Annotated in this window: 21 protein-coding genes and 1 pseudogene; 12 read left to right on the top strand and 10 right to left on the bottom strand. The window is 28.9% G+C overall.

Translation table 11 applies throughout. From position 1 onward, the window contains the following. Positions 1–25 precede the first annotated feature (25 nt). Positions 26–628 (bottom strand): RdgB/HAM1 family non-canonical purine NTP pyrophosphatase, encoded by a 603-nt coding sequence (gene rdgB, locus FBF15_RS01120; protein ID WP_002855675.1) that lies wholly within the window; start codon positions 626–628, stop codon positions 26–28. A gap of 166 nt (positions 629–794) precedes the next feature. Here rdgB and FBF15_RS01115 point away from each other — a divergent pair, with 166 nt between their 5' ends. Both FBF15_RS01115 and FBF15_RS01110 read left to right on the top strand, forming a co-directional pair. After that, entirely contained in the window at positions 795–2,090 is a 1,296-nt protein-coding gene (locus FBF15_RS01115; RefSeq protein ID WP_032590555.1) for an MFS transporter, read from the top strand. Then, the gene (locus FBF15_RS01110) at positions 2,087–2,896 is read left to right on the top strand and encodes an alpha/beta hydrolase (RefSeq protein ID WP_002855690.1); all 810 of its coding nucleotides are present in this window, start codon (positions 2,087–2,089) and stop codon (positions 2,894–2,896) included. The genes FBF15_RS01115 and FBF15_RS01110 overlap by 4 nt, the downstream gene beginning before the upstream one ends. Here FBF15_RS01110 and FBF15_RS01105 read toward each other — a convergent pair. After that, positions 2,889–4,550 (bottom strand): 4Fe-4S dicluster domain-containing protein, encoded by a 1,662-nt coding sequence (locus FBF15_RS01105; protein ID WP_032590557.1) that lies wholly within the window; start codon positions 4,548–4,550, stop codon positions 2,889–2,891. The two genes, FBF15_RS01110 and FBF15_RS01105, sit on opposite strands and share 8 nt — an antisense overlap. A 77-nt stretch (positions 4,551–4,627) precedes the next feature. Between FBF15_RS01105 and selA the strand changes: the two genes are divergently transcribed. The 4 genes from selA to FBF15_RS01085 are packed head-to-tail and all read left to right on the top strand — an operon-like array spanning position 4,628 to position 9,047. Continuing rightward, positions 4,628–5,950 (top strand): L-seryl-tRNA(Sec) selenium transferase, encoded by a 1,323-nt coding sequence (gene selA, locus FBF15_RS01100; protein ID WP_002856163.1) that lies wholly within the window; start codon positions 4,628–4,630, stop codon positions 5,948–5,950. Next, complete coding sequence (selB, locus tag FBF15_RS01095; RefSeq protein WP_002856638.1) at positions 5,947–7,752, top strand: selenocysteine-specific translation elongation factor; 1,806 nt, start codon at positions 5,947–5,949, stop codon at positions 7,750–7,752. The genes selA and selB overlap by 4 nt, the downstream gene beginning before the upstream one ends. A gap of 48 nt (positions 7,753–7,800) precedes the next feature. Continuing rightward, the gene (locus tag FBF15_RS01090) at positions 7,801–8,511 is read left to right on the top strand and encodes a DsbA family protein (RefSeq protein ID WP_002867291.1); all 711 of its coding nucleotides are present in this window, start codon (positions 7,801–7,803) and stop codon (positions 8,509–8,511) included. Between the two features lie 5 nt (positions 8,512–8,516). After that, positions 8,517–9,047, top strand: a complete 531-nt coding sequence (locus tag FBF15_RS01085; RefSeq protein WP_032590565.1) for a hypothetical protein — start codon at positions 8,517–8,519, stop codon at positions 9,045–9,047. Positions 9,048–9,092: 45 nt separating this feature from the next. Here FBF15_RS01085 and fldA read toward each other — a convergent pair whose 3' ends face one another. Both fldA and FBF15_RS09580 read right to left on the bottom strand, forming a co-directional pair. Next, positions 9,093–9,584 carry a flavodoxin FldA gene (gene fldA, locus FBF15_RS01080; RefSeq protein ID WP_002859666.1) on the bottom strand — a complete coding sequence of 164 codons (492 nt, stop codon included), beginning with the start codon at positions 9,582–9,584 and terminating at the stop codon, positions 9,093–9,095. Beyond that, a pseudogene (locus tag FBF15_RS09580) lies at positions 9,584–9,745 on the bottom strand (hypothetical protein); the annotation flags it as partial. The gene fldA and the pseudogene FBF15_RS09580, both read right to left, overlap by 1 nt. 447 nt (positions 9,746–10,192) lie before the next feature. On the opposite strand from FBF15_RS09580, the gene FBF15_RS01075 reads away from it, so the two are divergent. The 5 genes from FBF15_RS01075 to FBF15_RS01055 all read left to right on the top strand — a co-directional run bounded on the left by FBF15_RS01075 (position 10,193) and on the right by FBF15_RS01055 (position 13,559). After that, on the top strand, positions 10,193–11,878 hold the full coding sequence (locus FBF15_RS01075) for a P-loop NTPase fold protein (RefSeq protein WP_041160229.1): 1,686 nt from the start codon (positions 10,193–10,195) through the stop codon (positions 11,876–11,878). 79 nt (positions 11,879–11,957) lie between these two features. Then, the gene (locus FBF15_RS01070; protein WP_041160230.1) at positions 11,958–12,587 is read left to right on the top strand and encodes a S24 family peptidase; all 630 of its coding nucleotides are present in this window, start codon (positions 11,958–11,960) and stop codon (positions 12,585–12,587) included. An 80-nt stretch (positions 12,588–12,667) separates the two neighbouring features. Next, the gene (locus FBF15_RS01065) at positions 12,668–12,988 is read left to right on the top strand and encodes a hypothetical protein (RefSeq protein ID WP_038400980.1); all 321 of its coding nucleotides are present in this window, start codon (positions 12,668–12,670) and stop codon (positions 12,986–12,988) included. A gap of 9 nt (positions 12,989–12,997) precedes the next feature. Next, positions 12,998–13,192: a hypothetical protein gene (locus FBF15_RS01060; protein ID WP_002843339.1), complete on the top strand. Its 195-nt coding sequence runs from the start codon at positions 12,998–13,000 to the stop codon at positions 13,190–13,192. A gap of 79 nt (positions 13,193–13,271) precedes the next feature. After that, entirely contained in the window at positions 13,272–13,559 is a 288-nt protein-coding gene (locus FBF15_RS01055) for a hypothetical protein (protein ID WP_002865289.1), read from the top strand. Between the two features lie 27 nt (positions 13,560–13,586). On the opposite strand, the gene FBF15_RS01050 is transcribed toward FBF15_RS01055, so the two are convergent. The 3 genes from FBF15_RS01050 to FBF15_RS01040 all read right to left on the bottom strand — a co-directional run bounded on the left by FBF15_RS01050 (position 13,587) and on the right by FBF15_RS01040 (position 17,221). Continuing rightward, positions 13,587–14,402: a DNA adenine methylase gene (locus FBF15_RS01050; RefSeq protein WP_002870153.1), complete on the bottom strand. Its 816-nt coding sequence runs from the start codon at positions 14,400–14,402 to the stop codon at positions 13,587–13,589. Positions 14,403–14,506: 104 nt separating this feature from the next. Further along, positions 14,507–14,995: a phage virion morphogenesis protein gene (locus FBF15_RS01045; protein ID WP_052778459.1), complete on the bottom strand. Its 489-nt coding sequence runs from the start codon at positions 14,993–14,995 to the stop codon at positions 14,507–14,509. 3 nt (positions 14,996–14,998) lie between these two features. Beyond that, entirely contained in the window at positions 14,999–17,221 is a 2,223-nt protein-coding gene (locus FBF15_RS01040) for a phage tail tape measure protein (protein ID WP_052799370.1), read from the bottom strand. Between the two features lie 41 nt (positions 17,222–17,262). Here FBF15_RS01040 and FBF15_RS01035 point away from each other — a divergent pair, with 41 nt between their 5' ends. Continuing rightward, on the top strand, positions 17,263–17,568 hold the full coding sequence (locus FBF15_RS01035; RefSeq protein WP_002784655.1) for a hypothetical protein: 306 nt from the start codon (positions 17,263–17,265) through the stop codon (positions 17,566–17,568). A 111-nt stretch (positions 17,569–17,679) separates the two neighbouring features. Here FBF15_RS01035 and FBF15_RS01030 read toward each other — a convergent pair whose 3' ends face one another. The 3 genes from FBF15_RS01030 to FBF15_RS01020 all read right to left on the bottom strand — a co-directional run bounded on the left by FBF15_RS01030 (position 17,680) and on the right by FBF15_RS01020 (position 19,801). After that, entirely contained in the window at positions 17,680–17,919 is a 240-nt protein-coding gene (locus FBF15_RS01030) for a phage tail assembly protein (protein WP_002843342.1), read from the bottom strand. Between the two features lie 152 nt (positions 17,920–18,071). Next, positions 18,072–18,581: a phage major tail tube protein gene (locus tag FBF15_RS01025; protein ID WP_002865376.1), complete on the bottom strand. Its 510-nt coding sequence runs from the start codon at positions 18,579–18,581 to the stop codon at positions 18,072–18,074. 26 nt (positions 18,582–18,607) lie between these two features. Continuing rightward, positions 18,608–19,801 (bottom strand): phage tail sheath family protein, encoded by a 1,194-nt coding sequence (locus FBF15_RS01020; protein WP_052788898.1) that lies wholly within the window; start codon positions 19,799–19,801, stop codon positions 18,608–18,610. Between the last annotated feature and the right edge of the window lie 7 nt (positions 19,802–19,808).

The raw sequence follows: 19,808 nt of genomic DNA, 5'->3' as shown, positions 1-19,808 counted from the left end.
ATATATTTTAAAAAATTTTTCATTTTTATCCTTTGTTTAAAATCTTTAAAATGATTTTTGCAAGCTCTAAGGCTTTAAAACGATGAGAGATGTTATTCTTCTCATCCACGCTAAGCTGGGCTAAGGTTTTATCAAAACCCTTTGGAATAAAAAGACTATCATAACCAAAACCATTTTCACCTTTTTCTGTATCTATTACTTTTCCATGCATGGTTCCATGCGTACTAAATTCCCCCATCAAACCTACCATAGCAATAGCAGCAACATAATGCGCCTTACTTTGTTTAAAACCTTTTTTTATCATTTCATTGACAAGTTTATCACGGTTACTTTTATCATCGCCCTTACCGCTAAATCGAGCAGAATAAATTCCTGGATTTCCTTCTAAAACATCTACACAAATGCCACTATCATCACTTAAAGCGATAAAATCTTTTTTTTGCTTTTCATCCAAAGCATTAAAAACCGCTCTTGCTTTAATCAAGGCGTTTTCTTTAAAAGTTTTTCCATTTTCTTCAATCTCAAAAGGCATTAGAACTTCATCAAAAGCATAAATTTCAAAATCTTTTAAAATTTCTTTAAGTTCTAAAACTTTATGTTTATTGCTCGTAGCTAGGATAATCTTCATAACAAAAGCTCCAAAATAATATCAAAAACAAAAATATGATTTTATAAAATTTATCCTTGTGCGTAGCTTTTAAATATCAAATGATAAAACGATGTTAATCAATGCTTAATCCATTTCATAGTAAAATTATCCTAATTTAAATTTCAAATTTAATAGGAAATTGATAATGCTAAATTATGTCTTACCCTTATCTTTCATAGTTGGAACAAGATTTTTTGGGCTTTTTATAGTTTTGCCAGTTTTAAGTCTTTATGCTTTAAAACTTGAAGGTGCTAATGAATTTTTAGTGGGACTTTTAGTTGGTGTTTACGCCTTAACCCAAATGATTTTACAAATGCCTTTTGGGATTTTAAGTGATAAAATTGGTCGTAAAAAAACCATGCTCATTGGACTGATTATTTTTATAATAGGCTCTTTAATCTGCTCTTTTGCGGAAAATATTTACACCATGCTTTTAGGGAGAATGCTCCAAGGTGCAGGAGCTATTGGAGCAGTAGCTACGGCAATGATAAGTGATTTTATCACAGAAGAAAATCGTGGTAAAGCCATGGCGGTAATGGGTTCTTTTATAGGACTTAGTTTTGCAGCCTCTATGGTCATTTCTCCTCTAATGAGTGCAAAATGGGGTTTATCTAGCCTTTTTGATCTTAGTGCGGCTTTGTCTCTTTTATGTATAATTTTACTTTATACCGTTGTACCTAAAGAAAATAAAATCACTCATGAAAATGAAAAAACTCCTTTTTTTCATCTTATTAAACAAAAAAATTTAGCCCTTATGAATCTTACTAATTTCATGCAAAAAATGCTTATGAGTATAGCATTTTTAAGTATTCCTATTATTCTAGTAAAACATTTAGGCTTTGCTTCTGATAAACTTTGGATTGTTTATAGCGCTTCTATGGTAGCAGGTTTTATCGCTATGGGCTTTGCTGGAAGTTTAGGCGAAAAAAGAGGTTTAGCTAAACAAATTTTACTCTTAGGAATTGTTTTTTTCATACTTTCTTATCTTTTTTTTGCTTTTAGTAATTCTATTGATTTTTTTATCATAGCAGTTGTGATTTTTTTTATAGGTTTTAATTTACACGAACCTATTATGCAAAGTTGTGCATCAAAATTTTGTAAAGTTCATGAAAAAGGTGCAGCATTAGGGTTATTTAATGCTTTTGGATATGGTGGAAGTTTTATAGGTGGTATTATCGGAGGGATATTTTTACATCTAGATACCTTAAATCTTTTAGCTATTATTTTAGTAATTTTAGCTCTAATTTGGCTTGTGGCATTATTTTTCTTAAAAAATCCAGCTGATTTTAAAAACCTTTATCTACCTTTAGAAACGCCTTTAAATTTCAGTACTTTTGGTGAAAATTTAGGGGTTGTAGATATTTATAAAAACTCTAAAAATCTTGTTGTTAAATTTGATAGCAAACTTACAAGTAAAGAAGAATTAGAAGGCAAATTATGAAAAAAATATTATTTTTATTCTGTTCTTTTTTTCTAGCTTTTGCAAAACCAAGTCTAGAGATACCCAAGCTCTCAAAACAAGCAAAACAAAACTTTATTTTAGAAAATGTCAAATTTAATTATAATGGCACAATATATAAAATTTTTATAGCTAAAAACAAGAATGAAAACTCAAATTATAAATATAAAATCATTTATTTACTCGATGGAAATGCCTTTTTTCCTCTTTTTTTAAATCTTTTCAACACTCCTGTCAAAGAAAATCTTTTAATTATTGGAATAGGTTATGATAATAATTTAGCTTTTGATACACAAAAACGCACTAAAGATTATACGCCTACAACAAATTTAAATAAACAAGGTGGAGGTAGTAAAGAATTTAGAAATTTCTTAATAACCCAACTCATCCCTTATATCAACAAAATGTATCCTATTGATTTTAGCCATCAAATTCTCTTTGGACATTCTTTTGGAGGACTTTTTGCCATTGATACACTTCTTTATGATAGTAAGATTTTTAGTCATTATTTTATTATTTCACCTTCTTTATGGTGGGATAATAGTGAGTTTTTACCTAATATCATAAAATTACAAACTTGCCCTAAAATTTACATCGGATTAGGTTCATTGGAAACAAATTCAAGTATTATCAAAGGTGTAGCTAAGCTCAATGCTCAAAAACTTAGCGAAAAAATATCCAAAGAAACTAATTGTAAAACTCATTTTAAACTTTTTAAAAATGAAACTCATGGAAGTGTCATATCTAAAGCTATGCTGTGGATGAAAAAGCTTCTTGATCTTAATTAATCATTGCTTTTATCATCACTTTTGCCTTGCAATCTGCACAGCAATAAAGTGTTTTGATTTTATCCTCATCATTACCAAATTTAGGCTTCATTAAATTGGCTATTTTTTCTACAGCTTTTTTGGTCGCAAATTCTTTACCGCATTCTATACAGGAAAAAAGCTCATCTTTTGCCATGGTTTGATATTCAAAATAAGAAGCTCTAAACTCCATTCCACTACGAAATAATTTTAAAGTATCTTTTTCAGCACAACTTAACTCACAATACCCACAAGTCGTACAAAGAGAAGCATTGAATTTCAAAGCATTTTCTTGTTTATCAGCGATTAAAGCTCCTACATTACAGGCACCCACACAAGAAAGACAAAGCGTACAGGTATTAGGATTGATTTCTACCTTACCATAACGCAACCATTCGCCACTTTCTATACTACCAAAATCTTCATTTTTTATCATTTCTTGCATTCTTTTGGCAAAATTTTCTCTTGTAGTTAAGGTGTTATTATGAAAATCATATTTTAAATCTTGTATGAATTCTTGCTCTTTTAAAACATTTTGCAATTCTTTTTCATCTTTAGCAACAAAAATAGCTTTTTTTTGAAATTTTCTCTCAAAAAAAGTATTTAAAAGCATAATGGCTTCATTGCTACCACGAGATACAAAGTCCGTATAAAAAACCAAATTTGCACCACTATTTTGCAAAAGTGTTAAAAAATGCATAGAAGAAAGCCATTTTTCACCCTCTATCATAAAGGGTAAAACATCTTTTGGTAAAGCAAGATTTAAATTTTCTAAAGACATTTTTTTAGGAATGATTAAAATTTTTTTATCTTTATAAAACTCACAAAGGGTAAAAAAACTTTCTCTTGGCATAGGAGCATAATCAAGCGATCCGCTAGGACACACACTAATACATCCTCCACAACCCAAACAATCCACTTGAGAAAATTCTAAATGCTTTTTTTCATCATCTTTTAAAATCGCCACAGTAGGACAAATTTCAGCACATTTTGCACAATGCTCACTGCGTCTTTCATGGTATTGACACACGCTAGCATTATAGCTAATATAAGTTTTATAAGGATATTTTGGACTTTTGCTTTGCAAAAACTCTAACAATGCTTCAAGATTTTCAAAATTTAAAAGATTATAACATCCACTTTGTCTTGTAAAATCTTTACGCACAACGCTTAAATTTTCAGCTTTAAAAAGTAAAAAATCAAAATCTATTTCCACTTCTTCGCCTTGATTTTTAACCACAGCACAAAGCTCCCCCACACTTCCAAAAACAGCTAAAATTTCTGCACTACTTAAAGCAATAACCTTAAATCCATGTTCTTTTAAAAACTCTACAGTTTGAGTATCACTATCTGCCAAAATCAAACGATTTTGCACTTCTTTGCTTTGTTCTAAATCAAGCCCTAAATCATAAACGCTAGCCCTTGCTTCATAAAGCGTTAAAACATTTTTACTTTGCTCTAAAATTTCATCTTGAGAATTTTTAAGATAAAAGTTAATCTCTGGGGCATAAATTTGTGCTTTTTGATTTTTATCATTGCAAATTAATGCTTCTTTATCATTTGCCTGATCTAAAATTTCAATAGCATCAGGCAAAGGGATTAAAACATCATTTTTTATATAAACAAAATCTTGCATTGTCTTCCTTAATCTCTTTAAAACATCATTTTATAAATTCTATGTTAAAATAACCAAATATTTTCTTAAGGCTTAAGATGAACAAATTTAGAACTTTTCCACAGATTAACACTCTTATTGAAGATGAGAGTTTAAAATCCTATCCTTTTTATATCAAAGCATTTTTTTGTAAAAAAGTTGTCGCAAAACTAAAAGAAAATTTTTCCCAAGATGAAATTTCTAAAGATAAACTACTTTTAGAAATCAAAAAAGAAATCAAAACTTTTTACCGCAAAGATTTACAAAGTGTGATCAATGCAAGTGGAGTGGTTATACACACAAACCTTGGCAGAAGTGTAATCCATGAAGAACTTTATGAAGCGTGTAAAGATATCATTTGTAATTATTCTAATGTAGAGTTTGATTTAGAAAATGGAAAAAGAGGCTCTCGCTATGCTTTGGTGTTGGAAAAACTTAAAATGCTTTTTGAATGCGAAGATGCTTTAGTAGTCAATAACAACGCTGCGGCAGTTTTTTTAGTGCTTAATTCTCTTTGTTATGATAAGGAAGTCATAAGCTCAAGAGGAGAACTTATAGAAATTGGCGGAAGTTTTCGTGTGCCTGAAGTGATAAAAGCTGCAGGTGTAAAGCTTTGCGAAGTTGGAACTAGCAACAAAACACACTTAAAAGACTATGAACAAGCTATCAGTGAAAATACCGCTCTAATTTTAAAAACCCACAAGTCTAATTTCGCTCTTATGGGTTTTCATAGTGAAGCAAATATAAAAGATCTACATGAACTAGCAAAAGAAAAAGGGCTTTTGAGTTATTATGATCTAGGTTCTGGCTGGTGTGAAAATTTAAATGAAAAGCTGATTAAAAATGAACCTAAAATCAAAAAACTCGTACAAGAATGTGATATTTTAAGTTTTAGTGGAGATAAACTTTTTGGTAGTGTGCAAGCAGGCATTATACTTGGAAAAAAAGAACTCATAGAAAAACTTAAACAAAATCAACTTTTAAGAATGCTAAGAGTGGATAAATTAACCCTATCTTTTTTAAATGAAAGCTTAAAAGCTTATTTACAAAAAGATTATGAAAAAATTATTACCTTAAAACTTTTAAATGATGACTTATCCTTTATAGAAGAAAAAGCTTTAAGAGTGCAAAAAGAATTAAAATTTCAAACCCAACTCAAAAAAAGCAAAAGTTTAGTAGGAGGAGGTTCTATGCCTGATAAAAGTTTAGATACTTATATACTAACTTTTCAAGGAGATGCTTTAAAACTACAAACTCGATTTAGAAAAGAAAATATCATAGGACGCATTGAAAATGATGAATTTGTTCTTGATTTTAGAACTATACGAGAAAATGAACTTCAAAAACTTATTCTTACAATTAATCAAATGGAAAACTTATGAAATCTGTTATTATAGGAACCGCAGGACATATTGATCATGGAAAAACTTCACTCATTAAAGCTTTAAATGGTTTTGAAGGCGATAGTTTAAAAGAAGAACAAGAAAGACAAATCACCATTAATTTAAGTTTTTCAAATCTTAAATTAAAAGATAAAAACATTTCTTTTATCGATGTTCCAGGACATAAAGATTTGGTTAAAACTATGGTAAGTGGAGCTTTTGGCTTTAGTGTTTGTTTATTTATCGTAGATATTAACGAGGGTTTAAAAGAACAAAGTTTAGAACATTTAGAAATTTTAAAAATTCTTGATATTAAAAATATCATTTTAGTACTTAGCAAATGCGATCTTTGTGAAAACATAGAGCAAAAAAGTGTAGAAATTTTAGAAGAGTTAAAAAATTTAGATTATCCCATTTTAAAAGTATTTCATACCAGTATAAAAAATAATCAAGGCATAGAAGAATTAAAAAATTATCTTTATACCATAGAAAACAAAGAAAATTATGAAGAACTGATTTTTCATTATTATATCGATAGAGTTTTTTCTCTAAAAGGTATAGGAACTGTCGTTACAGGCAGCTTGAATGAAGGAAGTATCACTTTAAATGAAAAAATCATCTGTTTAGACACTCAAAAAGAACTCATTGTTAAAAATATACAAAATCACGATACCAATCTAGAGCAAATCAAAGCTTGCAACCGTGTGGCTTTAAGTTTAAATTGTGATTATAAAGAGTTGAAAAAAGGTTATTTACTAAGTAAAAAAGGTTATTTTAAAGCCTTTAAAGAATGCGATGCTTTAGTTAAAGCAAAAAATTTACAAAATAGCAAAATGATTTTTTGTGTGGGTTCAAGACAAATAGAATGTAAAATAAATATATTAAAAAAACTAGAAAATGATGAATTTTTTGTGCATTTTAGTTTTGATAAAAATGTATTTTTAAGTTTTGATGAGGCTTTTATTTTATTACAAAACAATCGTGTTATAGGCGGTGGTAAGGTTTTAAATCCTTTAAGCGAACCTTTAAAAAAAGAACAAAAAAATAAATTTTTAATGTTTTTGAAAAATAAAGATTTTAAAGCGGCTTTTTCTTTCTTAAAAGACGCACACAAATACGGCTTTGGCTTGCTTTCAAGTTATCAGAGATTTAAACTTTCTCATCAAAAAGCATTGAAATTAGCAAAAGAATTAAATCAAGTATTTGTTGATGAAAAAAATCTTAATGTATATCATTTACAAAGTCTAGAAGAAATTAAAAATTTCATCAAATTCATACTTGAAAAAAATCCTTATGCCATGCTTTCAGCACATTCTTTAGCTTTAAGGATTACTTGGGCAAGTGAAAATTTTTGCGAACTCGGGCTTAAAGAGATGTCAAATTTATTGGATTTTCAAAATGGAATTTATTTTAAAAAAGGCATAGATTTTGAAAAACTTCAAGAAAAAAATAATAATCAATTATATGAAATTTTAAAAAAACAAGGTATTAAACCCGAAGCTCCTTATAATCTTTATGATTTTTTAGAACTTGATAGAAAAAGCGGAGATAATATACTCAAAAAACTTACCCAAAAAGGCTTAGTTGTAAGACTTTCACACAATCTTTTTATAGAAAAACAAGCTCTTGAAAAACTTATGCAAGAATGTTTAAATTTATTAAAAAATCAAAGTCTTGATGTGCAAAGTATGAAAGAATATTTCAATCTTTCAAGAAAATATGCTATTGCTTATTTAGAATACTTAGACAAATTTCCTCAAGTAAGCAAAGAAGCTGAAAAAAGATTTTTAACAAACATTTAGAAAATCATTATAGAATTAAACATAATTTATTTAAAGGATTTATAAACTATGAAAAAATTAAGTTTAATTCTTGCCTGTTCAGCATCTTTGTTTGCTGCAAGTAATTCAGAAATTAGTGATTTTTATTCAAAAAGCATTAAAGCACAATTTCCAAATGCTACCGTTAGTGTATCAAATCGTCAAAAGGTTGGTAATACGGGTTTTGAAAGTGTTATTGTAAGCGTTGAATTAAATGGACAAAAACAAGAAAACATTCTTTTTACAAAAGATAGTCTTATTACCCCTGATCTTATCGACTTGAAAACGGGAATTTCTTATGCTCAAGAATATGAAATGAAAAAATTTCAAGAAGCAAGAGAAAATTTTACAAAAAATGCTAAAGCTGTAGCACAAAAAGAAACCATGGTAATAGCTTTAGGAGATAAAAATAAACCCGCAATTTATGTTTTTTCAGATCCTGAATGCCCTTATTGTAGAGAACATTTAGCTCAAATTGATAATGAACTTAAAAACTATCAAGTTAATTATATTTTAACTCCAGTACATGGAAAATCTGCTTTTGAAAAATCCGCTCTAATCTACAAAGAAGCAAAAAAAGCAAAAAATGATAAAGAAAAAATCGCAATTTTAAACAAATACTATGATGCAAATATCAAAAATTATCCAAAAGTAAGCGATGCAGAATTAAAAGAAGTTTTTTCCTTATATGAAAAATATCGCTCATTAGGTCTTAGCGCTACTCCAACTATTATTAAATAAACCTAATGTCTAAAATTACTTTAATTTTAAGCTTTTTTATAACACTCTTTATGAGTGCTTGCACCAATACAACTTTCACACAAAGCTTTATTCAAACAAGCAATGAAGGCATTTTTATCAGATCACAAAAACAACAAAGTTTTAAAATTTCCTTTCAAAATCCTAGTCAACTTCAAACTACTCTAGATAGAGATTTGGCTTTAAAACTTAAAAATTTAGGCTTAAAAGAAGTAAAAGAGAATGCAGATTATGAAATTTTAATCAATCTTGTAGATATGAAAAAGCATTCTTATGCTCAAAAAATCACAACTTCAGCAAGATTTTTTTATGATTTTGATCCTTTGGAAAGCGATGGAGAATGGATGGTAGAAAACTACTATACTATGCAAGTTAATTTACAAATCAACTCTAAAAATCACAATTCTCAAAAAACAAGTCTTCTTGCAAGAACAGCTTATCTTGGAAATAAAGAACGCTGTCAATTATCTTTAAAAAATAAAATTATAAATCAAATAGTGAGTTTTTTTTATTTTTAAGAAAAAGACAATCAAGAGTATAAAAACTCTTGATTTTAAGAATTATTAAGCAAAATAAGGTTTGATTTGTTCTATCCAAGCATCAATTCTTGATTCAGTTTGATCTTCTTGATTATCATTGTCAAGAGCAAGTCCAACAAATTTACCATCTACAACCGCATCACTTGCTTCAAATGTATAACCATCAGTTGAAACTTCTCCTACCAAATTTGCGCCTGCATCTTTTAAATTTTGAGCTAATTTACCCATGCCACCACAAAAAGTATCAGAATAACTTTCACTATCACCCATACCAAATACAGCTACGGTTTTTCCACCGAGACTAAGCCCTGAAAAATCAAAACCATCCCAATCATCTTGTAAATCACCACTTCCCCAAGTTGAAGTTCCACAAATTAATTTATCGTAAGAATTCATTTTAGCCGCATCAATATCTGAGATATTAAAAACATCGCTAATTCCAAGTTTTGAAGCAATTGTATTAGCCGCTCCTTCTGTATTTCCCATAGCACTACCATAGATTACTGCTACTGACATTATTTTCTCCTTATAATTTGATTTGATATTTTATACGGAACTAATTTTAACATAGTTTTGTTTAAATCACACAAAAAATGTTTTATTTCAATAAAATGTGTGAAATTTTTGTTACGCGGACAAACAATATAAAATTTTTCAAAATTGTTTTCTTTTATTAATGTAAGGGGTATTTTAAAAAGAACATGTAACTATCCCTAAATAATTTTAGTAAAAATACCAAATAATAGGCTTTTAAAGCATATAAAAATGACTTTTTATCTTTCCCGATCTAAAGCGTAAAATATCCCAAATATCCCAAAATGTCCCTTTTATCCCAAAAAGCAATTAAATACTGTTTAAAAGGCGGATAAATACGAGCTTTGATTTTAATTTTTATATCCCAAAAGTGTTTTTTACTCTCTAGGATAGTTACATTTTTGTTTAAAATATTCTTATGTTTTCTTGGTTATGTAACTATCCTTATAAAACACTATATAATCATAGTTTAACCATCTTTTATACAAAAATAGCATGTAACTATCTATGACTTTAAGGTTTGGAGGATAGTTACATAGAAAACTTAAATATTTTTATATAATTACACAAATATTTTATAGGAGTGTATAATGAATAAGATTGATAATATTGCAAATTTTTTAAATAAAAAATCTAAAAAATGTTTAGCTATAAATGGACCTTGGGGTGTAGGTAAAACTCATCTATGGAAACAAGTTGAAAAGAAACTTTCCAAAGTTAATAAAGATAAAAAAGTTGTTTATATAGATCTTTTTGGCAAAGAAAGTTATAAACAAATATTAGAAGAAATAGTTTTTAAAATCCATGGAAACTACAATAAAATAATGAATACTTTTTCACAAATTACAACCAAAATTGCAAAAATAAAATCTGCTGGAACAATTAACATTAACCCTGATGCTATTTTTTCCTTTTTAAAAAAGGAAGACTTTAATAATATTATTGTGTGTTTCGATAATATAGAAAGAAGATCAGATAATCTTTCTTTGAAAGAAATTTTAGGACTTGTAAATTTACTTAAAGAAGAAAAAGAATGTAATGTTGTTATGATTTTTCATAAAGGTGAATTAGAAGAACAAGACAATAATTCAGCTATAAATGATAAAGAAAAACAAGCTAAACAAGATAATAGTAAAAACTGGTATCAAACATACAAAGAAAAAATTATCGATTATGAGTTTGTCATAAATGATAATAGCAAGGTAGCTAATAGTATTATTTCTAATAAAATAGAATGTGATGAAAAAGTACAAAATATAATTTTTGAATGTTATCAACGATTCTGTAGTAATAATTTAAGACTACTCTTAAAATTTATAGAATATATAAATTATTTTAATGAAGAATGTTTCAATCAATATCATAGCGATAAGCTCTTTTATATGGTGTTAAATATTTATTATCAAGATTTATTAAAATACACAAAACAACATTATTGCATACCTATCAATGATCACGATAAAAATATCAATATTCCAATATTTCAAGAATATTTTAATAATTATTATGTTTTAAGTCAGGAAAAGTTGAGTATTTTAAAAAATAATTTTAAAAATAGCTTAAAAAATTATAATAGAATGTACTTTCTAGATTATCATAAGAAATACTTATATGGCAATTTAAATGATATAGATTTTGCAAAATATATAGAAGATTTGTTTCCAAAATTTAAAAATTATATATATGAAAACGGAGCTTATTATTCTATTACTTACTATCAACGCTTTTTTAAACTTTATAAAAAAATTACGAGTAAAGAATTAGATTGTAAAAAAAATATTGAAAAAAATTTTATTAAAGAATTGGTCGAATATGAATTTAATATATCAATTTTGCATGACCTGTTTCATGAAAATTTTTATAAAGAAATAAAAGACATGATAGAGAAAAATGAAGAGTATAAAAATTATTATCAAGAATTACAAAGTAAAAAACATAAAAATATAAATATTGATTCATTTTTAAATGGTCTTTCATCGGATAAAATTAGACAAACATTTAGCACTAACAATATTTGGCAATACAATCATTTTGAGATTGAAAGCATAGTAAAGTCTTTTCAAATAAATAACGATTTTTATCATGAATTTTTTATCTTTTTCTCTAGTGCAATGGATACTCAAATGCAAGAAAAATACGATCTTAAAAATAATTTATTTCAAGCTTATTCAGATTTCTTAGATTTAGAAGAAAATAAGATAAAAAAAGAAGAAATTCTTAAAATTATCAAAGAACAAAATCATGATTGTATTTTGTTAAAATTAATAACATCATAACCTTTCAAAATAAAATCTTTTTCTTGCTTTTTGAAATTTTATGTTTAAATTCTTTGAAATTAAAATCAAAGGATTTAAAATGCAAATGCAAGAAGTGATTGAAAAGTTAAAAGATATACTTGCTAGTGAAGGTAAAAGAGATTTAAAAACAAAAGATATAGCTAAAGAATTAGGTATCCACCCAGATACTTTTAACTCAATGAAGTTTAGAAACTCCATTCCCTATCCACAAATATTAAACTTTTTAAATGGGAGGAATATAAACATTAATTATTTTTTCTATGGAAGCTCTCCTAAAGATCAATTAGAATGTGAGAATAAATATAAAATTTTAAAGCTTTATAAAACAAATGCGAGTTTAGGCGGAGGTGGAATAAATGATTTAATAGATTGCTCTGAGCTTATTGTGGATGAAAAACTATTAAACTTTTTTGGTAGTAAAGAGTGTGAGTTTATCACTTGCTATGGAGAAAGCATGGAGCCATTTATAAAAGATGGAAGTATTTGTGTAATAGATAGAAATAAGGCTTTTAAAAATAAAAGCATTTGTGTGATTAATACTAGAGATGGACTTTTTATAAAACAAGTTTTAAAACAAGATGATGGAGTGATTTTACACTCTTTAAATCCTTTATATAAAGATATATTTTATAAAAATGGAGATTTTTTACTAATTGGCGTTGTAATTGGAGAACTTTCTAAGATGTAACAGCACACAATAAGCTAAGTCAAGCTAATCTCACAGAGAGTGTAAAACACAAGGTTGTTCTATCAAAAAAGGAGATAAACATGAAAGATATCAAAAATTACACTGATAAAGAATTAAAAGAAAAAATCATACAAGATTTAGAGAGTGAATTTAGGGTTTTGTACAAAAAGCTTTTAAAAGAAAAAGATTATCTTGCTAGGGATAATATATTAGAGCTTATGACTATTTATAATATGGGCATAAACTCTTATTCAATCGCTAAAAGATTTGAGATGAATGAAGATAAAAGTCTTATACAAGTTCCTTTGTTTGAAAGATATATTATAGGTAGAAAATTTGTAGTTAAATATAATGATGAAAAACAAAGATACGAATTAAAAAGTACCTTTTGTGAATTTTAAGGAGAAAAGATGAAATATCCTAATGTTTATGTGAAATTAGTTGGCGAAGATGGCAATGCTTTTAGTATTCTAGCAAGAGTAAGCAAGGCTTTAAAAAAAGCAGGTGTAAGCAAAGAAGAAATAAGTAAATTTCAAAAAGAAGCCATGAGTAGTGATTATAATCATTTATTAAATGTGGTGCAAGATTGGGTTAATACAAATTGATTTCAAAAAGATGTCAAACAACAGCACACATTCAGCCAAGCGAAGCTAATCTTGTCTTATCAAAACAAAAGGAGATAAGATGAGTAAAGTAATAGTAGATATCAAAAAAGGTTTTAGCAAGACTTTTATAAACGCAATTTGCAACCATAACAATGAACTTGTTTTAGAATATCTTAAAAATGGTATGAGTGCAACTAAAGAATGCATGGGCGAAGAACCTATGTTTTATGCAATAACTCATAATAATTTTGGAGCGATTTTGCTTTTATTAAAATACGGTGCTATTTTAGATAAAGAGTATCTAGAAGAAAGCAATAAAGATTTTAGCAAAGAAGCTCTAAAGTTTTTAAGCTCTTTACTAAAATAAAAGAGAGTATTTTTACTCTCTTAGCTTTTAAAAATTCATAATCAAAAGCTCTTTACTTTCTTTTCTTTTTAAAACATTATTATTTAAAGAATACCTTACTTTTAATTCCTTAATATTAAAATCTTTATAAAGCTCTCTTATAAGCTCACAATCATTATAAGAAAGCATAAATTTACCCTTGATATTTTTAAGCAAATTACATAAAAGTTCATGTTCTTTTAGCCCAAAACCTCCTGTGTTTTTATAATAATTCTCAGTTCCTACATAAGGTGGATCTAAATAAAATAAAGCTTCATTGTAATCATATTCTTTTAAAATATATTCAAAGCTTTTATTTTCAATACTGGCATTTTTAAGTCTTTTTGTATGTAAGCTAAAATCCCTACATAATCTCTTTGGTGCTCTTTGTTTACTCATAGCAAATTGTCCCATACTTGAACCAAAAGAAGTACTGATAAGATAAAAATAAAAAGCAGCCCTTTCTAAGTCATTTCTTGGCTTAATTTCTTTATTTTTAAGCATATGAAAGATTTTTCTACTTATTATCATAGAATTAAGCACATTTGCTAGGCTTTGGGGTTTGTTTCTTATACAAAGATGTAAATTAATAAGCTCGTCGTTAATGTCGTTAATGACTTCTATTTTTGAAGCGCTTTTTTGATAAAAAACACTTAAAGCTCCACCAAAGACTTCAATATAGCTTTTATGCTCAGGCATTAAAGCGATGATTTCTTTAGCTAAATAGTTTTTACCACCCACCCAAGCAAATGGAGCTTTTAGTGTAGTTCTTGTAGGTTTAGTAAGTGTGCTAGTTTTTAGAAATTTGTCTGTATTATTTTTCATACAAACTCCTTTCAAAATAAAATTAAAAAAGCTTTGCTTTAAAAACAAAGCTATAATGCTTTTGCTAGTTTTTAGAAAAAGGAAGGCTTTAGTCTTCCTTGCCATCACTTCTTAACAATTTTTACAATAAAATCCTTAGTATCTTTATAAATCACACTTCTTATACTTGGGTGCAAGATTTTGTTATTATCTATGGGTAAAAAAGCTCTTTGAGGAATTTTTCTTTTTCTGTTTCCCCATTGATGAACATAACCATATTTAAAGCCATTTTTAGTCTGTATATTATTAAAGACTTCTACTCCGCTTTTGGTAGGTTCGCTTTGCCAATTTAAAGCATTGCTTAAATCCCCATCTCTTTTTAAAATTCCTTTATTCTTACCATCTTTTATCTTTTGTTTTATGGTAGCTGGTTTTAAGCTTTGCCATTTTCCATTAAAAATACTGCGTTCGTTTTTAAAAGAGTCTATAATGCTATTTCTTATACTCTCTCCAGCACCCGCCATAATGCTTTGCCCGTGTTTATCCATATCTATTAATTTATCACAAGCTTTAAAAAAGTTTTCAAGCCCTTTTATTTCTATATATTCACTCATATTTTATCCATAAATTGTAGTGTTAATTTTGTTTTGTTCTTGCTTTCTTAAAGCGTCAAATACACTTTTTTGTATAGTATTTGCAAATTCTTGCATATTAAAATTGCCATCTTTAGTCGCTATGTTAAAAGTGCCATTAACACTTACATTGATATTACCATTATTAAAGCTTGGAGTATGATTTATACTTTTTGTCTCAGCTAATTCATCTTTATAAGTATTTATAGCAAAGACTTTTTCTTTGTTTTGTTCACTTTGGCTTATTTTAACTTCTTCATCATCTCCAAGCCCTACAAAATCAAGAGCATCTTTTATAAAGCCACTTATAGATGAGATCATATCTCCTACCCAAGAAAGCTTAGAAGCAAACCAATCAAATAAAGAACCAAAAATACTATAAAAGAAATCGCCAACACCTTGCCAAATAGAATTTAAAAACTCAGCTAATGGAGAAGCAACACTCATAATAATATCTTTAAAACTTGTAAATACAAGGGCACATTTATCAAATACTGCTTTAATGACATTGTATATAGGCTCCCAAACAGGTTTAAGCCATTCTATAAAAGATTTAAACCAAGACTTAACCTTATCCCAATTTGCAATAATAAGCCCAGCCACTATTGCAATGCCCCCTAAAATAAGACCAATGGGATTACTCATCATAGCCATGCTTAACACTCTAATACCAATAGCTACGGCTTTAAAAACTTTATTAAGCCCACCTAAAACAAAAGATAAGGCTTTAAGGGAGGTTGTGTAAATAGTAGTTGTGACGGTTTTTGCTTTTAAAGTAATATTAGATAATATACAAGAATTACGAAAAGCTAAAAGATGTATTCTTGTTTTAATCAAAGCACTTTTAAGTAAAATGGTGCAATCTTTAAGATAGTTTTTAGCAATAGCATAAGCTAAGACTGCAGGTTTGGCGAGCAAAAAAACTGTTGTAGCTGTAGCTACGATGGTACTAAGCACTGGAAATTTTGAAAGTAAGGTATCTACTATATCAATTACAAAGCTAAATCCTGAAGCGACTAATTTAACTACAGGGAGTAAAGCATCTGAAAATTTAATCGCCAAAGCACTTATATTATTTCCTAAAATTTTTAATATAGAAGCTGTAGTCTCACACTTATTAATAAGCTCTTTATCCATTGAACCTTTCTTCTCTTCTGAATTTGTCATCTTTAAAAGCTCTTGATAACGATCATAACCATTAACTAAAGTTGCCATGGCTCTAATCGTGCCACTATCATTGCCAAAAATATTAGTAATAACACCTATTTGAGACTCTTTATCAAGCGTTTTTATTCGTGAAAGTAAAATATTGATTGCTTCTTGCGAATTTCGATTTAAAGCTTTTTTCATAAACTCCCCGCTAAGACCTAATTGTGAAAAAGCTTCTTCTGCCTTAGCTCCTAAAGTATCAGCAGTTGAAAGTTTAGTAAACATGCTAGAAATAGCAGTCCCTGCAACTTCAGCTGGGATCTTTACTTCATCAAGCGTAGCAGCAAGAGCTGCCATGTTTTCTCTTTGAAGTCCTATAAGATTTCCCATTCCTCCAATTCTGCTCACAATATTTACTATATTTTTGGCATCACTTGAACCTTTATCAGCTAAATAGTTAATGCTATCACCTAAATCTTTAATGCCTTTAACATCGGTTTGAAGGTTTGCCATAAGACCACCTATGGCTTCTCCTGCTTCATTGGCACTCATTTCAAAAGCAACACCCATAGCAGTAGCAGTTTTACCAAACTCCAAAGCTTCTTTAGAGGCAAGACCAAGTTTTCCACCCTCTGCCACTATATTTGCAATTTCTTCTGCTGTCATAGGAAGTTTTTTGGATAAATCTAAAATATCTTGTTTTAAGCCTTCTAGTGTATGACCTTCACTAAGATCTGTTACTTTTTTTACATCAGCCATAGCACTTTCAAAATCAATACCAACTTTTATACTTTTCCCTACAATACCACCACTTATTATATTTCCTAGAGAAAAAAGCTCATCTTGCAAACCTTTTCTTTGAGCTTTTAATTCCGCTCTTAAATTGGCATTGAGTTTAAGAGTGTTTAATTCTTTTTGCAATCCACTAATGCCGAGTTTAGTTTTTGCTGCTATTTTTTCTAAATTGCTAAAATCTTTAACTACCTTGCCAACAGCACTTGCGTTTTTAATCGCTAGTCCTAAAATAACACCAATTCCAATACTTCCAGCATTTTCCATATTCAACCCTTTTTAAGCTATTGTATTTTAAAATCTTTACTATGAAAGTTTTAAAATTTATTAACGATGATATAATTTCACATATTGCCTTATTATTAACAACGCTCATACCTGCTTTTTACATAAGCTATCAAAGTGCAAGTGATGGTTTTTTTAATATAATGGCTATTTTTATTTTTTCTTATTTTGCAAGCATTATCATAACTGCTATTTTAGTGATGATTATGCCACCCATTGCTTTATTGCTTATTTTACCCACTTGGCTAATTGTAATAAGTTTAGATTTTATTCTTTTTGCTATTTTAAAAATTTATTTTTTGAAAAATAAAACAATCAAAAACTCTTAGCCTTTAAAAATTCTTTTGAAATTTCCAAAGCTTCTTCAAACTCATCTAAGCTTAAATCTAAAACTTCATTTAATCCCCAATGCAAAGTATGACTTATAAGAGCTATAGCCTCTAAGCTATAACTCCTGCTTCTACCAAAAAATCTTTAAGAGCGTCCTGTAAAGCTTTAAAATCTTTAAGATTCAAATCTTCAATTTCACTTTCTTGCTTATTGGTAAGTGCAGCTATCATACAAATAGTTTGCTCCATTTCTTTTTCACTTTTATTAGTGGCGTTTTTTAATACACGCACATTTGGCTCTCTCATTTTTAATTCTTCGCCATTTTCAAGTTTGATTATTTTTTCTTTCATTTTTCTTTCCTTTTTATCCTTCTTTATAGCGGAAGTAATTCCGCCTGAGAAGCAACTAAAGGCCTCCCCACCCATTGCTACGCAATGCCCAAAAAGCCAAACTTTAATCCTAAAATCCCAGTATTGTTAATTAAACTCCGATTAATCAGTGTTTAAAGGGTTAAATTGCTTCTTACATCACTCATCATATCCACCCCATTTATCATTAAAATAGTGTTTTTATGATCGTAGGTAATGATTGGAATGTTATTGCGGCGTTGCATGTAAAAATGAACTGCCATTTTAATTTCAGCTTCCACCTCTTTTCCACTTTCATGATCACTTTCACTTATGCTTATAAACTCTCCTAAAAACTCAGCACTAATACCATAGTTTTTTCCACCTTTGTGAACACTTTCTCTAAAAAGCAAAGGAGCTTTAATCTCGCTAAAAGTAGTATGAAAGAAAGCCGCATAAAGCACTGGATCAACAACGGCTAATTTAAAGCTAATTTCTAAAGGCTTTAAAACCCCGCTACTATAATTTGCTCCTAAAACTCCTTTGGTTTCAATCATCTCTTGTTCTATATCAGGCAATTTTAAATTTCTAACCACTCCAAGATAACCTTGACCATCTATATAAATATTACCTTCCTGTATAACTTCGCCAATTATTCTTTTCATTTTTATTTTCTCCTTTTAAAAATTTATTAACTATCCGCACTAATAGTTTTAATCAAATCACTCGCCCACTCATCAGAGTAGATAAACTCTAAAGTGATTTGTTTTACAATTGGGTTATTCATCATCTTAATATTTAAATAAAACTTCCCAGCACTCACATTGGCATCTGTGTTTCTTTCTTCATCCCAGCTTACCTCATAGCCAATTAAAACCTTAGCTCCTTTTAAATCTCTTAAAAGTTCCTCGATACTGATTTTTATAAAATATAACTGGCTTGCTTTTTTATCAATAGCCTTGAAAGCTGCTTTTTGTCCTGCTAGGGCTATGCGATCAAAAGTTCTTACACGAGCTAAATCTTGCCAGATGGTATCCTCATCACTTGTTTCCCCACCCCAAGTTCTATAACCTTCAGCTAAAATACAAGTTGAGATATGAGCATTTCTTAATCTATCCGCATCACAATCCTCACCCATAACAAAGTCAATAAAATGTTCTACTCCTGTAACTCCATTCATCACACGATTAGAATAAGAATCACTAAAGCCGTATTCTTTATCCCCATCAGTATGAGCTATAAGTCCTGCAATAAATGGGCTTTGTGGAACATAAGCGTATTTTCCTTGTGTATTTAAGATTTGTACCCAAGGCCAAGTGGCAATTAATCTTTTAGAGCTAAAAGCCTCCATTGTATTAATGGCTTCGCCAACATTTGTAGCGTAAAGATCCACAATAGCTGTGATATTCATAGAACTTGCCACACTTTCAAGCTTAGCCTTTACTCCTGCTTCATGTGAGTAATAAGGAGCAATGATAATATCAGGAGAAAAACCTGTTTTATGCTTGGCTTTTTTAAAAGCTTCTATGGCATTAACAATATTGGTTAAAGTGTTTTCACTTTCCTCGCTTTCTTCAAAAAAACTAATAATAATTACATTACTTACATTTTGCAGATTGATACATTCTAGGGTGTCAAGCAAACGAAAATCTTGCAAAGAATTATCTTTAATCAAATCAGATACAAACTCTTTTGCTTTACTTATGTTAGAAAAGGCAAAGATTGGCATAGCTTCCACGTTTTCATAACCAGCCTTTGAATAAATCATTTCTTTACTTGCACCTTTAATTGCTGCTGCAATACCAATAGGTGTATCACTTTGCACTTTTATAGGACTTGCCGCACCATTACTGATATTAAAATTAACTCCATAATTTGCTGCCATTATTTCA

It is taken from the genome of Campylobacter sp. CFSAN093233, assembly GCF_011068165.1.
Classification (GTDB): domain Bacteria; phylum Campylobacterota; class Campylobacteria; order Campylobacterales; family Campylobacteraceae; genus Campylobacter_D; species Campylobacter_D jejuni.
The sequence above is the reverse complement of the archived record's forward strand: the minus strand, read 5'-3'. Positions and strand labels throughout refer to the sequence as shown.